This window comes from Mesorhizobium sp. WSM4807, assembly GCF_055811615.1.
On record NZ_JBVVQY010000001.1, the window covers coordinates 1 to 14515 of the forward strand.

General features: G+C 62.6%; 13 protein-coding genes and 1 pseudogene. 7 read left to right on the forward strand and 7 right to left on the reverse strand.

The genetic code is table 11. The features are described from left to right. Positions 1-364: 364 nt before the first annotated feature. Positions 365-775 (reverse strand): annotated as a pseudogene (locus AC0L3N_RS00005) (YbhB/YbcL family Raf kinase inhibitor-like protein); the annotation flags it as partial. Positions 776-1028: 253 nt separating this feature from the next. Here AC0L3N_RS00005 and AC0L3N_RS00010 point away from each other — a divergent pair. Then, positions 1029-1700 (forward strand): hypothetical protein, encoded by a 672-nt coding sequence (locus AC0L3N_RS00010; protein WP_473544660.1) that lies wholly within the window; start codon positions 1029-1031, stop codon positions 1698-1700. Between the two features lie 73 nt (positions 1701-1773). Here AC0L3N_RS00010 and AC0L3N_RS00015 read toward each other — a convergent pair whose 3' ends face one another. Beyond that, positions 1774-2616 carry a nucleoside phosphorylase gene (locus AC0L3N_RS00015; RefSeq protein WP_473544662.1) on the reverse strand — a complete coding sequence of 281 codons (843 nt, stop codon included), beginning with the start codon at positions 2614-2616 and terminating at the stop codon, positions 1774-1776. Positions 2617-2640: 24 nt separating this feature from the next. Continuing rightward, a complete protein-coding gene (locus tag AC0L3N_RS00020) occupies positions 2641-3309 on the reverse strand; it encodes an ArsR/SmtB family transcription factor (RefSeq protein WP_473544663.1) in 669 nt (222 codons plus the stop codon). Positions 3310-3382: 73 nt separating this feature from the next. Here AC0L3N_RS00020 and AC0L3N_RS00025 point away from each other — a divergent pair, with 73 nt between their 5' ends. The 4 genes from AC0L3N_RS00025 (at position 3383) to AC0L3N_RS00040 (ending at position 7202) form a co-directional block, all read left to right on the forward strand. Beyond that, positions 3383-4123 (forward strand): MBL fold metallo-hydrolase, encoded by a 741-nt coding sequence (locus AC0L3N_RS00025; RefSeq protein ID WP_473544665.1) that lies wholly within the window; start codon positions 3383-3385, stop codon positions 4121-4123. Between the two features lie 3 nt (positions 4124-4126). Beyond that, a complete protein-coding gene (locus AC0L3N_RS00030) occupies positions 4127-5398 on the forward strand; it encodes an MFS transporter (RefSeq protein WP_473544667.1) in 1272 nt (423 codons plus the stop codon). A gap of 180 nt (positions 5399-5578) precedes the next feature. After that, a complete protein-coding gene (locus AC0L3N_RS00035; RefSeq protein WP_473545252.1) occupies positions 5579-6034 on the forward strand; it encodes an EF-hand domain-containing protein in 456 nt (151 codons plus the stop codon). Positions 6035-6083: 49 nt separating this feature from the next. Beyond that, on the forward strand, positions 6084-7202 hold the full coding sequence (locus AC0L3N_RS00040; RefSeq protein ID WP_473544669.1) for a cysteine desulfurase family protein: 1119 nt from the start codon (positions 6084-6086) through the stop codon (positions 7200-7202). Here AC0L3N_RS00040 and secDF read toward each other — a convergent pair. The 3 genes from secDF to AC0L3N_RS00055 form a co-directional block, all read right to left on the reverse strand. Then, positions 7197-9752, reverse strand: a complete 2556-nt coding sequence (gene secDF / locus AC0L3N_RS00045) for a protein translocase subunit SecDF (protein ID WP_473544670.1) — start codon at positions 9750-9752, stop codon at positions 7197-7199. The genes AC0L3N_RS00040 and secDF overlap by 6 nt on opposite strands. Before the next feature lie 727 nt (positions 9753-10479). Further along, on the reverse strand, positions 10480-10956 hold the full coding sequence (locus AC0L3N_RS00050; RefSeq protein ID WP_473544672.1) for an SRPBCC family protein: 477 nt from the start codon (positions 10954-10956) through the stop codon (positions 10480-10482). After that, positions 10940-11269 carry an ArsR/SmtB family transcription factor gene (locus AC0L3N_RS00055; protein ID WP_473544674.1) on the reverse strand — a complete coding sequence of 110 codons (330 nt, stop codon included), beginning with the start codon at positions 11267-11269 and terminating at the stop codon, positions 10940-10942. Before AC0L3N_RS00055 ends, AC0L3N_RS00050 begins: the two co-directional genes overlap by 17 nt. 260 nt (positions 11270-11529) lie before the next feature. On the opposite strand from AC0L3N_RS00055, the gene AC0L3N_RS00060 reads away from it, so the two are divergent. Further along, positions 11530-12606, forward strand: a complete 1077-nt coding sequence (locus AC0L3N_RS00060) for a D-alanine--D-alanine ligase family protein (protein ID WP_473544676.1) — start codon at positions 11530-11532, stop codon at positions 12604-12606. A 563-nt stretch (positions 12607-13169) separates the two neighbouring features. Here AC0L3N_RS00060 and AC0L3N_RS00065 read toward each other — a convergent pair. Then, complete coding sequence (locus AC0L3N_RS00065; RefSeq protein WP_473544678.1) at positions 13170-14174, reverse strand: NAD(P)-dependent oxidoreductase; 1005 nt, start codon at positions 14172-14174, stop codon at positions 13170-13172. Between AC0L3N_RS00065 and AC0L3N_RS00070 the strand changes: the two genes are divergently transcribed. Further along, positions 14173-14496, forward strand: a complete 324-nt coding sequence (locus AC0L3N_RS00070) for a winged helix-turn-helix transcriptional regulator (RefSeq protein WP_023796951.1) — start codon at positions 14173-14175, stop codon at positions 14494-14496. The two genes, AC0L3N_RS00065 and AC0L3N_RS00070, sit on opposite strands and share 2 nt — an antisense overlap. The last annotated feature ends 19 nt before the right edge of the window (positions 14497-14515 follow it).

The following is a 14515-nucleotide window of genomic DNA, read 5'->3' on the forward strand; positions in this document are numbered from 1 at the left end:
CTTCCCGTGCGACGGCCAGAAAGGCCAGACGCATATCAAGTCTTCCGCGCTGCATTTATGGCTCATGCCGATAAGTCAATACTCATTATACAAGCTAGTGGGACGAGTTGCACCCGGGCACGATCGAAATCGCCGCGAGCTTGGAATATTCTAAGCGGATCACACCTCGGTGAACCCGGACGAGCAATGGGATGAAAGTAAGAGCCGGCAGCAGTTCATTGGCGTCACTGCAGCCGCCAATCAAGGGGCTCGAGCGGCGCCCTATGGTTAGCGTCGCGCACACGCATGCAGCGTCTCACCGGGGGGCCACTGTTCATGGGCCACGAATTTTGCCCGACGCCGGCAACTGACGCCGCCACGGGCATCATCCCGGTCGCTCGTAGCGGGCGTGGAGCTCCGCCCGGTCCAGCACGTGCCCTTTGATCGCGCGCTCGAACGTCTTCCAGTCGAGTCCAGGCTCCAGATCCATGGCGCGGTCAAGCGCGAAAAGCCGAATGCGGTAGCGATAGGTGCGGCCAACGGTGCCCGATGGCCCGTCATAGCCGATACTGCCCAGTCCGTTGCTGCCTTGCAGCACGTGCATCGGCTCCTCTGGCTCGCGTGCATGCTTGAAACCGCTGGGCAGATCTTCGGCGTCCGCCGGAATCTTATAGACGAGCCAATGGACCCACGGCTCGTGCGTGGCTGGCGTCACCCCCTCAAAAAGGAGCGCGAGCTCGCGCGTACCGTCCGGGAGACCACCCCAGCTGAAGGGTGGCGAGGTGTTGTAGCCGTCCTTGGTGAATTTTCACCGGAACGGCCTCGTTCTCACCGAACGCATCGCTCCATAGCCGCATGGTGACAGCCTCCACTGTCTCCTGGTTTTCCGGTCCAACGCATTCTCAGCCACGCAAGTTCCGGTCTTCACCTCGCGCGCTGGCTTGTGTGCGGCGGGTGCAGCAGGTTCTTGTTCCGGGCCGGGAGCTCGGAACTGCCAGCGGCGGCAGGCGTTTCGGCTGGAACAGGCGGAGCTGTGCGGAACCTCGAACATGGCGCGAAAACCGGCAAGAGAGCAGATCGTGGCAGCGTTGCTCGACCGCTCGGGCCGCACCTACTGCTCGGAACTGGGAATCGATATCCAGAAAAACACGCCTTCACCGCTCTTCCGCTGGCTCTGCGCATCAATTCTCTTCAGCACCCGCATCAGCGCGAACCTTGCACTCATGGCGGCGAAAGCTCTGTCCGATCAGGGCTGGACCACCCCGCGCAGAATGGCGGAGGCGACCTGGGCCGATCGGACGCGCGTGCTGAACCATGCAGGGTACGCCCGCTACGACGAGAGCACGTCGCGGATGCTGGGCGACACCGCGCACCTGCTTCTGAGCAAATACGGCGGCGACCTTCGGGCATTGCGCGGGCTAGCGCGAAACGATCCGGCGACGGAGCGACAACTGCTGAAGGAATTCAAAGGCATCGGCGATGTTGGGGCCGACATCTTCTGCCGCGAGGTACAGGTCGCATGGCCCGAGCTTTATCCTTTTGCCGACACGAAGGCGCTTGCTGCAGCGGTGCAACTGGGATTGGGAAACGATGCTCGCGCTCTGGCAGGGCTGGTCGATCGGCGTGACTTCCCGCGTCTCTTGGCGGCACTGATCAGGACAAGCCTCGGTAGGGATTACGAGGGAGTGATCGAGGCCGCCTTGGCACGGCCGACGGTATGACCATGCCGGCCGGGACCTGCGGATAGATGTTTGTCAGGGCATATACGCCTCAGAAGGGTGGTCGCTGGGCTCGCTATACCCCGCTTGCTCCTGCGTGCTGTTCGGCTTCGATGGAGGACAGCCAAACTCGTGCAACTGCGGCGATGACCGTGAGCGTCGCTTTTGTTCCGTTCGCCTCGCCCTTCTCAAAATCTCCCTCGGTTTGCGCCATGGCGTTCGTCACATGCGCAAAGCACACGACGGGGTGGTGTGTTGCAGCGGCAAACGCGTACAAAGCCGCGGCTTCCATCTCGACGGCGAGGGCGCCCAGTTCCCGCGCAGATGCGATCGCGGTCTCGGTTTCGCGATAAGGAGCATCGGTCGTCCAGGTTGAGCCCCGGCGGGCGACAATGCCGGAAAGCCCCGACAAGGCGTCTTCAATGCGAGCGATAAGCCTCGCGTCTGGCGCCTCCGCGAAGATTGCCGGCGGCAGATAATGATAACTCGTCCCCTCGTCCCGGAGAGCGCGGTCGATCAGAACAAAGTATGGCGTGGGTCCGTTGTCGGTGATCTGGCCGGCGGATGTGACGCTGACGAGCAGTCGGCAGCCGGCCGCAAAAAGCTGCTCGGCAATGAGCACCGCAAAGGACGCGCCCACTGCGCAGCCGATGATGCCGACCACTCCGACGCCGTCGAGATCGAAGGCAAGAAGTTCGGTATGGTAACACGCCCACCCCTCGTGTGCGCGGCTCTGTCCCGCAAGTTTGAGGTGCCGCACCACGTCGCCGTCGGGATCGAGGACACACACCGGAGGGACAGCGGCGAGCGGCAGTCGCTTCTGCCGGCGCGCCTCGCGCAATAGCGCCTCCGGCCGAAACACGGAAGGAGAAGCATGATCCTTATGGTTCACGATCGGCCATGCGGCCTTCTGATCCATGGGGTTCGCCTCGCGTGTTCTGCTTCAGGCGGCCGTTTCGACCGGCAGGCCGGCGGCCTTCCATTCGGGGTAGCCGTCCTCAAGCCTACGGACGAGGTAGCCCCGCTCTCGCAAGGCGGCGACCGCTTCGAACGAGAGAACGCAGTAGGGGCCGCGGCAATAGGCGATCACTTCCCGATCCGCAGGTAGTTCGCCCAAGCGACGCTTCAGCTCGGCCAGCGGGATGTTGAGGGCGCCTGGAAGATGTCCGACCGCAAACTCGTCCTCTGGCCGCACGTCGAGAACCGTGACCATGCCGTCATGCAGCCTCGAGACGAGGTCGTCTCGCGACACCGGTTCCATCGCATCGCGAGCGCGGAAGTAGTCGGCCATGACGCGGCCGATTTCGGCCATGTTTCGCTCGCCGACGCGGCCGAGCGCCTTGATCAGTGCCACCACCTCGACCTCGCCGGCGAGGCTATAGAGCACGTGCTTGCCGCGGCGCTCCGCCTCGACGAGGCGCACCCGCCGCAGGATCTGCAGGTGGCGCGACGTGTTGGCGAAACTCAGATGGGCTCGCGCGGAGAGGTCCTCGACACTGCGCATCCCTTGCGCCAGGTGCTCCAGAAGCTCGAGCCGATGCGGATGGCCGAGTGCCTGAGCCACTTCGGCAAGGCTCGCGTAGATCGCCTGTTTCGGTCCGGTGCTTGACACGGCTTCTCCTCAGTGAAACATTCAGCGGAATGATTGAATATTTCTAGCCCTTTGCAACGAGGAACGCAAGACCATGATCCTTCGCCAGTTCCTTCACACCGATCCGGTCGGCGTCTCCTACCTGTTCGGTTGCGGCGGCAAAGCAGCTGCGGCCGTCGTCGATCCGGTCGGCGACATCGCGTTCTACCTGCGTGCCGCCGAAGACGCCGGCATGCGCATCCATTTCGTCGTCGACACGCATGTTCATGCCGACCATCTCTCTGCCGGCCGCGCGCTCGCCGAAGCGGCGGGCGCCGCTTACGTGCTCTCGGCGGAGGCGGATGTTGCGTTCCCGTTCAAAGGCGTGCGCGACGGAGAAGTCCTCTCGCTCGGCAACGTCATCGCAACCGTCCTGCACACGCCGGGTCACACCCCGGAGCACATCTGCCTTCTCGTCAGCGACCGCACGCGTGCCGACGAGCCGTGGTTCGTGCTGACCGGCCACACGCTGATGGCCGGCGATCTCGGTCGCACCGAACTCGCCGCCAGCGCCGAGCAAGGCGCAAAGGATCTGTTTCGCAGCGCCGGCCGGCTTAAGGCTCTCCCCGATCATGTCGAAGTACTCCCCGGCGCCTATGCTGGCTCGGTCTGCGGCCGGCGCCTGAGCGGCAAGCCGTGGTCGACCATCGGTTTCGAGAAACGCCACAACGAGGCCCTCCGGATCGAGGACGAAGCCGCGTTCATTCGCTTCATGCTCGCCGAGATTCCGCCGGCTCCGCCGCAGGCCGCGGCGCTCCGGGCCGCCAATTCCGCCTCTGCTGCGGCGGCGGCCTGAGCCATGGACGAAGCGGCATCGGTTCCAGGCAAGGCGGGTTCACCCGTCAGGCTCGGCCTCAGGGAGAACTGGCCGCAATTCGCGCTGCTCGTCGTGATCAACGCCTTTGTCGGCGGCATGGTCGGAATAGAACGAACGGTGGTGCCGCTGATCGGATCGGAGGAGTTCCACGTCACGTCGACGACGCTCATCGTCTCCTTCATCGTCAGTTTCGGCGTCGTCAAGGCGCTGGCCAATCTGGTCTCCGGCCAGCTTGCCGACGCGTGGGGCCGCAAGCGCGTGCTCGTTTTGGGATGGCTGGTCGGGCTGCCGGTGCCGTTCATGATCATCTGGGCGCCGACCTGGGAATGGGTGATTGCGGCCAACGCATTGCTCGGCGTCAACCAGGGGCTCGCCTGGTCGATGACAGTGATCATGAAAGTCGATCTCGTCGGGCCGAAGTCGCGCGGCCTTGCCGTCGGCCTCAACGAGTTCGCCGGCTATCTCGCCGTCGGGGTGACGGCGTTCCTGACCGGCTATCTCGCCGCGCAATACGGACTTCGGCCAGTACCGATCTATCTCGGCATCGGCTATGCCGTCGTCGGTGCCGCACTGTCGATCCTGCTCGTGCGCGACACGCGGGCCCACGTTCGGCTGGAGGCTTCATCCCACGCGCAGCCCGCGCCGATCAGCTTTCGGCAGGTCTTCGCGCTCACCTCGTTCGGGGATCGCAACCTGTTCGCCGCCTCGCAGGCCGGTCTCGTCAACAATCTCAACGACGGCATGAGCTGGGGCATTTTCCCATTGTTCTTCGCTTCCTTCGGCCTCGGCGTCGAGCGCATCGGCATCCTCAAGGCGATCTATCCCGCGACATGGGGTATCTTGCAGATCGCCACGGGCTCCCTGAGCGATCGCTGGGGGCGCAAAGGCCTGATCGTCGCCGGCATGTGGGTTCAGGCCGCCGGTCTGTTTCTCACCGCGGCGACGCACCGGTTCGAGTGGTGGCTCGTCGGCAGCCTTCTGCTCGGCCTCGGCACGGCAATGGTCTACCCGAGCTTGATCGCAGCCGTCTCCGATGCCTCGCATCCGACCTGGCGCGCCCGCTCACTCAGCGTCTACCGGTTCTGGCGGGATCTCGGCTACGCGATCGGTGCGCTTTCCGCCGGCCTCATCGCCGACAGCTTCGGGCTGTCATCGGCGATCGCATCGATTGCCGCGCTGACGTTTCTCTCAGGGGTAGTCGTGGCTGCGGTGATGAGCGAAACCGAGCCTCATCCGTCGAGGAAGGCAACATGACAGCGTCGGCAGATCGCTGCCCAAGCAATTGATCCGGCGCAAATTCGCCACGCCTTTGGCTTACATTGAAATTTGACCGCGACCGGCGGTTTGCCGGCAGTAGGGAAAGAGCTGAAAGCATCTCCGGCCGCAGAGCCGCCAGCGAGTTGGAACGAGCCCCATGAGAGGAAGGAGGATATTATGACGTTGATTGCACTGATCAGCGCGGCCGCGCTCGCCGCCACTGTCGCCGCCGGCGCGACGGCTACAGCCGCCGCGCAAACGACCGCAGCCGATCCCCACGATACGAAGGTCGCGCAGGCGGCGCCGTCTCCCGAGCCTGGAGGTATGGCGGGACAAGACCAAGGTGCACAGCCCGCTCAACCCGGCATGATGGGCCAGGGCATGATGGGCCAAGGCATGGGTCAGGGCATGATGGGCGAGATGATGCAGCCCGGCATGATGGGCGCAATGCCGATGATGCGCATGCGCGGGCACATGATGAAGATCATGTTCGCCATTGCCGACACGGACGGTGACAGCGCACTTTCCTTCGAAGAGATCACCGCCATCCATAAGCGAATCTTCGACAAGGTGGACGCAAACAAGGACGGCAAAGTGACATCCGAAGAGGTTCAGGCATTCATGCGGGAATAGCCGCGCAAGCTGATCGCCGGGCGACAAACCGCGAAGGAGGCTCCCGGGCATGACATCGATCTACCTCGACTATAACGCGAGCACGCCGATCGATCCTTCGGTTGCGGCTGCCATGCGGCCATATCTGGATGAGGCTTTCGGCAATCCATCAAGCGGGCATTGGGCGAGCCTGCCGGCGAAGGCTGCGCTGGAGAAGGCCCGCAGCCAGGTTGCGGCGCTGCTCGACTGCGCACCCGACGAGATCGTGTTCACAAGCGGCGGCAGCGAGGCCAACAACCTGGCGATCAAGGGCACGTTCTTCGCCCTGCGGGACAAGGGCGAGCATATCGTTACCACCACGGTCGAGCATCCGGCCATTCTCGCCCCTTGCCGGTTCCTCGAGCAGCTCGGCGCGGCAGTGACCTATGTGCCGGTCGACAGCACGGGCCGGGTCGATCCCGAGGATGTGCGTCGTGTCGTCACGCCGCGCACCATCCTGATCAGCGTCATGCACGCCAACAATGAGGTCGGCACCATCCAGCCGATCGAGGAGATCGGTGCTATTGCGCGGGAGCATGGCGTCCGGTTTCACACCGACGCTGCGCAGTCGGTCGGCAAGATTGCAACCAGGGTCGACACGCTTGGCGTCGATCTGCTGACCATCGCCGGTCACAAGCTTTACGCGCCGAAGGGTGTCGGTGCGCTCTATGTTCGAGGCGGGCTCAGGCTCGAGCCGCTGATCCACGGCGCCGGGCACGAACATGGCCGGCGCGCTGGCACCGAGAGCGCCTTGCTCGCGGTCGGCCTCGGCGCCGCCTGTGCGCTCGCCGGCGACCTGGAGCCGATGGCGCGCATCCGCGTGCTGCGCGATCGCTTTTGGGACGCGCTGCAGGAGAGTTTCGGCGACCGTGTCGCACTCAACGGGCACCCTCAGCACCGCCTTCCCAACACGCTCAGCGTTTCGTTCGTCGGCATGATCGGTGCCGAGGTGCTTTCGCGTCTCGACGGGGTCGCGGCGTCGACCGGTTCGGCCTGTCACGCCGGCCGGGTCGAGCTCTCCCCGGTGCTCACGGCCATGGGCGTGCCCGAGAAGATCGGCATGGGCGCCGTTCGCTTCAGTCTTGGTCGAGCCACGACCAGCGCCGAAACCGACGCTGTCGTGGATCAGCTTCGAACCGTCACATCATAAGGCCTGTCGCGCCGGCGGCTCTTTCGCCGCTGCGGTTTCCTCTGGGCTGAGGGCGCCGGGCCGGAGCTTGAACAGGATCAGCAGCGGCCCGGCGACGAAGATGGAGGAATAGGTCCCGGCGAGGATGCCGAAGATCATCGCGACCGTGAAGGACTGGATGACCTCGCCGCCCCAGATCGAAAGCGCCGCCAGAGCAAACAACGTGGTCACGCCGGTCAGGACCGTTCGCGCCAGTGTCTGGTTCATCGACAGATCGAGCAGTTCGGCAATCGGCATCCTTTTATAGCGGCGCAGATTCTCGCGGACCCGATCGTAAACAACAACTGTATCGTTGATGGAATAGCCGACAATAGTCAGGATCGCGGCTATCGAGGTCAAATTGAACTCTATGCCCGCGACGACGTAGAAGCCGACCATCAGGATCACGTCGTGGAACGTCGAAATGATGGCGCCGAGTCCGAACTGCCACTCGAACCTGATCCAGATGTAGACGAGCATCGCCAGCAGCGAGGCGAGCACGCCCATTGTGCCGTTGAACGCGAGTTCGGAGGACACTGTCGGACCGACAACCTCGATGCGGCGGAACTCGTAGTCGGTTTCGAGTGCGCTCCTCACTTTCTCAACGGCGGACTGTTCGGCAATGTCGCCGCCCCCCTGGGTGCCGATGCGGATCAGCACGTCCCGGGTCGAGCCGAACTCCTGCACCTGAACCTCACCCAGTTCGAGGCCCGTCAGTCGCTCACGGATGTCGCCGATGTCGGCCTGCTGGCCCTTCGCCTGCACCTCGATGCTCGAACCGCCGCGGAAGTCGATGCCGTAGTTCATGCCGACAGTGAAGAACAGCACGGCCGAAGCGATCGACAACAGCAAGGACAGCGTGAAGGCGTATTTTCGGAATGCCATGAACGGCACGCGCGTGTCGTCGGGCACCAGCCGCATGACACCGCTGGGCATGGCTTTCGGGCGCTGCCGGCGAAGCCAGAACGCGACCAGCCAGCGCGTCAGCGTGAAGGCCGTGAACACGGTGGTGACGATGCCGATGGCGAGGGTGACGGCAAACCCCTTGATCGGCCCAGAGCCGAGGAAGAACAGGATGACGGCGGCAATCAGCGTCGTCACATTGGCATCGACGACGGTCGCCAGCGCCTGTTTGAACCCGGAATCCATCGACTGCACGATCGAGCGCCCTTGGCGGTTCTCTTCCCGGACGCGCTCGAAGATGATGACGTTGGAATCGACCGCCATGCCCATCGTCAGCACGATGCCGGCGATGCCAGGCAGCGTCAGCGTTGCGCCGAGCACGGACAGGACGGCGATGATCAGTGCGACGTTGGCCAGCAGCGCGATATTCGCGATCAGTCCCAGTCGCCCATAGGCGAACAGCATGAAGCCGATGACGAGGAACCCGGCGATGATTGACGCGAACTGGCCCGCCTCGATCGAATCGCTGCCGAGGCTCGGACCGACGGTGCGTTCCTCGACGATGGTGAGGTCAACAGGCAGTGCGCCGGCGCGCAGCAGGACCGCAAGGTCGTTCGCACTCTCCACCGTGAAACTGCCGGATATCTGCCCGGTGCCGCCCAGGATCGGTTCGCGGATCTGAGGCGCGGAGATCACCTCGTTGTCGAGGATGATCGCGAACAGGCGCCCGACATTGGCCTGAGTAGCCTGACCGAAGCGGGTGGCGCCGCGGCTGTCGAAGCGAAACGAGACCACCGGCTCGTTGGTGCGCTGATCGAAGGTTGCCTGCGCGTCGACGAGATTTTCGCCGGAGACGATGATCCGGTTCTCGATCAGATAGGGAACCCGCGGCTCGTCCGTCGAATACAACACCGTCGAGCCCGCCGGCGGGCGGCCGGAGATCGCCTCCTCGACCGGCATCGACCGGTCGACCATCTGGAAGGTCAGCTTCGCGGTCTGTCCGAGGATATCCTTCAGCCGCTGCGGATCCTGCAGGCCCGGCACCTGGACCATGATGCGCTCAGATCCTTGGCGCTGGATGATCGGCTCGGTCGTGCCGAGCTCGTTGACGCGCCGGCCCACCACCTCGATCGATTGGGTCAGCGCCGCGGCGAGACGGTAGTCGACCCCGGCTTCGGTCAGCGTGAAACGCAGCAGGCCCGGTTCCGGCTCGGTCATCTCCATCTCGGTCACCGAGCCGCTCATGAAAAGCCCGGTCGAGATCGGCTGCGTCAATCTTTCGAGCGCGCTCTTCGCAGCTTCGATCTGGCCTTGGTCGCGAATGCGGACCTGAATAGAATTGGCGGTGCCGGAAAGCCCGGTATAGCCGATCTGGGCATCGCGCAGCGACGTGCGGACCTCGTCGCGTGCCGATTCGAGGCGTTCGCTGGCGAGGTCCTGCCGATCGATCTGGAGCAGGATGTGCGAGCCGCCCTGCAGGTCTAGGCCCAACGTCAGTTGCTGCTTTGGCAGCCAATTCGGCAGCGATGCCAGAGTGGAGGCGGGAACCAGATTCGGAGCTGCGTACAGGATACCGGCCAGGACCGTCAGCCAGATGAGAATGGTCTTCCAGCGCGAAAAATGCAGCATGTTCTTGTCCGTTCAGCCCATATCGGGCGGAAACCGCCTCCGACAAGAGCTTTGGCGTTCCGATCGGCGAGAGCCCGAACGAAACGCGATGTGAAAGTTTTGGGAGTCGGGGGCCGCGGTCGCGCGGCCAGGATCATGCCGGGAGAAGCGGAGGCGCGCGCGCATCAAAGGCGCGGATCGGCGACAGTTTCGGCCGGTCTTCAGACCCTATGCCAAACGGTGCGGCTGACGCGGTTTCGAGCGGCAGGCGCAAATCCGGGATAGTGCAAAAGGGCTTGCCGCTTCCCGCAATGGCGGGCGTTCCCGTCTTGAAACGGGAAGTCTCAGCACCAACACGGCGCGCAATGTCGCGGACAAGGATGGTCGGGTGGGCGACCGGTTTGGACGCAGCGAGCCTTATTTGCTCTTTGGCCTGTCCGACCTGGTCGGCTGTAGCCGCAGGAATGGTCCAGATCAAAAAGAGCAACGAAGCGAGCAGCCGCAGACCAGCGCTCACGCTGAGCAGAACGCCGGGCCTTGTGCTAGCCTGTCTTGGACTGCTTCGTCTCATCTCACCGGTACGGCTCTTCATACAGTTCATACACTTCGACTAATGCACCTTCGTCTTCGTTGCCTCAGTAGGAGGCCGGCCGCATTTCCTAGTCTTTGGCTATAGCACATGCATTGCGAATTGAAGCGACCTTTCACGTACTCAAAGGGTAAGTCAGTTGGCCGATCGGTTGGCAGCCTACCGCTTCTCGATCAACCGGACATAGTTTTGCAGGATACCGCTCCAGCCACGATCGGATTCGAAGATCTCACGCACCGCTTCACCGGCCGCGCCCATGTTCTCAAGCTGACGGTGCTCGAGCTCGACGCGAGTCGCGTTCTCGCCGGCCTCGGAGAACTTGACCTCGACTTCGGTCAGCAGCGACGGATCATATTGCCAGTCGGCGCGAATCCGCCATGCCAGGACGATGCGGTTTGGCGGTTCCCACGCCAGCACTTCGCCCCAGTCGCATTCCGTCCCATCCTCGCCGGTCTCAAACCAGCGGCCGCCTGCCTTTGGCTCGATAGTCGCGCTCCTGAGCGCGGACTTGCCTATCGAGTGGGACGCCGGCCACCAACGTCCGAACCCGCTCGTGAACACTTCAAACGCCGTGGCAACCGGCACGTCCACGGTGACCGACTTGCGCACAGGCGCTGGTTTAATGATCGCCGTCATTATTTCGCTCCTTGGCTTTGTTGATCTCGTTTCGGAAGGCGTCGAGCGCGTTCCCCCACATCTGGTCGAGCCAGGCACGCATCTCGCCGAGACCATGAGGGTCGACATGGTATATGTTGCTGGCGCCGCGAGGCTCGGCGCGGACCAGCCGTGCCTCCTTCAGCACCTTCAGGTGATGAGAGATCGCGGGCTGAGACACCGGCAGGGTTCGAGCGAGGTTAGCCACCGAACGCGGCCCTTCGGCCACAAGCTCGAATACCTTTCTGCGCGTGGGGTCGGCCAGCGCGACCATACCTGCGTAATCATAAACCATGGCTTATGATAAACACAGATTTATGATTAAGGCAACCCCAGCTGTTTGCGAAGCCGAGCAGAGGGCAGCGTATTCTCTCCCCATTCAAGTCTCATGCTACGCTCGCTTCAATAAGAGGAGCACTGGGGAGGAGACCGAACCAAAGCACCCCTTCTCAGACAGGGCCTGAAGGCTGTGCTTTCGTCGGCAAACGATCGGGCTGCGCACCGAGATTCGGACCCCTGCGGCCGCATTTCTGCCAGACCATTTTGGAGACGCTCATGGCCGACACCTCGAAAAGACTGCGTATTGCCGTGCTCTTTGGCGGACGCTCCGCCGAGCATGACGTTTCGGTGCTGTCGGCAACCAATGTCATGCGTGCGCTGGAACCCGCGAAATACGATGCCGTTCCCGTCTTCGTCACCCGCGAAGGACAATGGCTGCTGAGCAGCTTCGAGAATGGCACGCTGGCGAAACCATCGAGCGGTACCGAAGTCTGCCTCGTGCCGGGTGGACAGGGACGGATGATGGCGATCCCGATCCATGGCGCGCCGCACGAACTGCCTGACATCGACATCCTGTTTCCCGCCCTGCATGGCCTCCATGGCGAGGACGGCTCCGTCCAAGGACTCGCGGAAGTGGCGCGCGTGCCGCTCGCCGGCTGCGGCATTCTCGGTTCGGCCGCCGCCCTCGACAAGGACATTGCCAAGCGGCTGCTGAATGAGGCGGGCCTGCCCACCGCGCGGTCCGTCACAATCCACCATGGCGCCGCACCGGCATTTGCGGAACTGCAGAGCGCGCTTGGGCTTCCGCTTTTCATCAAACCGGCCCGGCAGGGCTCCTCTGTCGGCGTCAGTAAGGTTTCGGCTGAAAAAGACTACGAGGCAGCGCTGACAGAAGGTTTTGGCCACGACCGCAAGCTGCTGGCCGAAGAATTCATTCGAGGCCGCGAGATCGAGTGCAGCGTGCTGGAGGATAGGGAAGGCGGCCTCTTCGTTTCCCGTCCAGGCGAGATCGTGCCGGCACAGAGCCACGGTTTCTACAGCTACGACGCCAAATATATCGACGAGGACGGCGCGGCGCTGAAAGTCCCGGCCGAACTGCCGCAGGAGATCGAAGGCAAGATCCGCGAGATAGCGGCAAAGGCCTTCCATGCGGTCGGCTGCGACGGCATGGCCCGCGTTGATTTCTTCGTGACCCCCGACATGCGCGTCCTCATCAACGAGCTCAACACCATTCCCGGTTTCACCGATATCAGCATGTATTCCAAGGCGATGGCGGCAAGCGGCGTCAGCTATTGCGAGATTATCGATCGGCTGGTTGCGCACGGGCTGGCACGCGCCGGTCGATCGGCTTGATGGCGAAGGCTTATGACACCGAGGATCTTACCAACGGCCCAAAAAAGCCGATGATACGTGTTATTCGCTTCTGGCCAGGGTCTAGGAAGGCTATGTCCAAACCCTCAGGGAAGGACGATCCATCAGGCATCACAAACTTCCACGCAAAGCGTGCGATCCCATGATGAACGTCCACGTCACTTGTCCGTAAGATGCGGGCACCGGGATGCTTGGCCAGAACTCTTGCGACGTGCGCGAGCAGTTCTTCCGCGCCGGTCGCATGGACTGTAGGATCTGTGTATGTCGCGCTATCGCTCCAGATCGGCAACAGCAACGCCCGCCGCTGCTGGGCGTTCTCATCGGACCAAGCAGCACAATACGAATCGATGAGAAGCGTTAAAGGCATCCTATTCCCCTAATGCAGGTCACTGGTCTGACTCGGCTCATGCTCGCCTTCTTTGCCGCAACCAGCTCATCGTTAAAAGGCCCGCTGGCTGACGACAAAGCCCGCCTAAGGCCGAAAACTGCATAATGAAAATCCGCTCAGCCAGTCACCTTCTCGCAATCCAGGTCGGAGAGGTCTCCTATCCGGACTTTCCCAGAAACTGCGACAACGCGGCAAAATCATCATGTAAGTGGCCAGCTGCAATCGCCCGTTGGAAGATCGCGTCGTAACCGTCGACCACAGAGCGGTCGATCTTGCGCGCCTCCATCAGCTCCAGGAGATGCTGGAATGCGCCGTAATGCGGGGAGATCGACGAGAGCGTCTCGTCGTCGCTGGCAAAACGGCCAGCATTTGTCCGCTTGATCAGGTCGACGACAAGCCCGTCAACAACAGGCGCTGTTGCGGTCCACTGCCGTACCAACTCGCCGAGGTCGATCTCTTCGGCCTGACACACGGCGATCGCATGGAGCGCTCCGAACAGCGCGCCCCACATGAGAGCAAGCAGCGCGCTATCAAGTGCGTTCGCACGTCCCGGTTCTTCCCCGACATGCTGGACATTGCCGCCCAAGGCACGAAACATCTCCTCGTTCGCGTCGAAAGCCTGCCTTGGCCCCGAGATCAGTATCGTCCCGGCATCTGTGCCGATGAAATCCGGCGTGGCCATGATCGCGCCATCGAGATAGCTGGCTCCGTGCTCGGCAAACCATTCAGCGGCTTCGCGTGCGCCATGCGGCGTTCCCGAAGTGAGTTCCACGACCAGCTTGCCGCGAATGGCTGAAGCAACAGCATCGTCGTGCAGAACTGCAGCGGTTGCTTGGTAGTCGCTTACGTTCACAATGACAATTTCAGCCGCTTTGACAGCTTCCAGGACGGACCCCGCGACAGTGGCGCCGAGCGTGGCCAGCGGTTCGGCCTTCTGTTTCGTCCTGTTCCAGACCGTCGTCCGATATCCCGACTGAAGCAGGGCGCGGGCGAGCGCTGATCCCATACGACCCGTCCCCACAACGCTGATTGAAAGCTTCATTACAACACTCCATACCAATAGGTGCCAATTTTCGTCACGGGCAGAGGTATGTTGGAGTGAGTGGCGCGCACAATACGCACCTGGAGGTAAGTGGTTACCCAACGGTAAGGAGAATATCATGAATGAGCCGACGGGCAATTGCGGCTTCGCAACCGCGATCAAGGCGATCGAAGGGAAGTGGAAAGTGGATATTCTTTGCGAGCTTGGAACGGCATCTCGCAGGTTCGGCCGGTTGAGGCAGTCGATTCCGGCGATCAGTGAAAAGATGCTGACGCAGCAATTACGCGAACTGGAGGCTGACGGGCTTGTGAACCGAGAAGTCTATCCGGGATCGCCGACGAAGGTCGTCTATTCGCTGACAGAAAGCGGAGCGGCGCTCAATGCTGGAGCAGAGGCGTTATGCCGTTGGGGTGAGCAATTCCCTTCCCGCACCGATGCTTAAGGATGCCGTTCGCCATGCG

What these genes read in the sequence shown, in the direction of transcription:
- AC0L3N_RS00010 (WP_473544660.1), top strand. Translation starts at nt 1,029, where the DNA reads ATGGCGCGAAAACCGGCAAGAGAGCAGATCGTGGCAGCGTTGCTCGAC.
- AC0L3N_RS00015 (WP_473544662.1), bottom strand. Translation starts at nt 2,616, where the DNA reads ATGGATCAGAAGGCCGCATGGCCGATCGTGAACCATAAGGATCATGCT.
- AC0L3N_RS00025 (WP_473544665.1), top strand. Translation starts at nt 3,383, where the DNA reads ATGATCCTTCGCCAGTTCCTTCACACCGATCCGGTCGGCGTCTCCTAC.
- AC0L3N_RS00030 (WP_473544667.1), top strand. Translation starts at nt 4,127, where the DNA reads ATGGACGAAGCGGCATCGGTTCCAGGCAAGGCGGGTTCACCCGTCAGG.
- AC0L3N_RS00035 (WP_473545252.1), top strand. Translation starts at nt 5,579, where the DNA reads ATGACGTTGATTGCACTGATCAGCGCGGCCGCGCTCGCCGCCACTGTC.
- AC0L3N_RS00040 (WP_473544669.1), top strand. Translation starts at nt 6,084, where the DNA reads ATGACATCGATCTACCTCGACTATAACGCGAGCACGCCGATCGATCCT.
- secDF (WP_473544670.1), bottom strand. Translation starts at nt 9,752, where the DNA reads ATGCTGCATTTTTCGCGCTGGAAGACCATTCTCATCTGGCTGACGGTC.
- AC0L3N_RS00050 (WP_473544672.1), bottom strand. Translation starts at nt 10,956, where the DNA reads ATGACGGCGATCATTAAACCAGCGCCTGTGCGCAAGTCGGTCACCGTG.
- AC0L3N_RS00055 (WP_473544674.1), bottom strand. Translation starts at nt 11,269, where the DNA reads ATGGTTTATGATTACGCAGGTATGGTCGCGCTGGCCGACCCCACGCGC.
- AC0L3N_RS00060 (WP_473544676.1), top strand. Translation starts at nt 11,530, where the DNA reads ATGGCCGACACCTCGAAAAGACTGCGTATTGCCGTGCTCTTTGGCGGA.
- AC0L3N_RS00070 (WP_023796951.1), top strand. Translation starts at nt 14,173, where the DNA reads ATGAATGAGCCGACGGGCAATTGCGGCTTCGCAACCGCGATCAAGGCG.
- AC0L3N_RS00065 (WP_473544678.1), bottom strand. Translation starts at nt 14,174, where the DNA reads ATGATATTCTCCTTACCGTTGGGTAACCACTTACCTCCAGGTGCGTAT.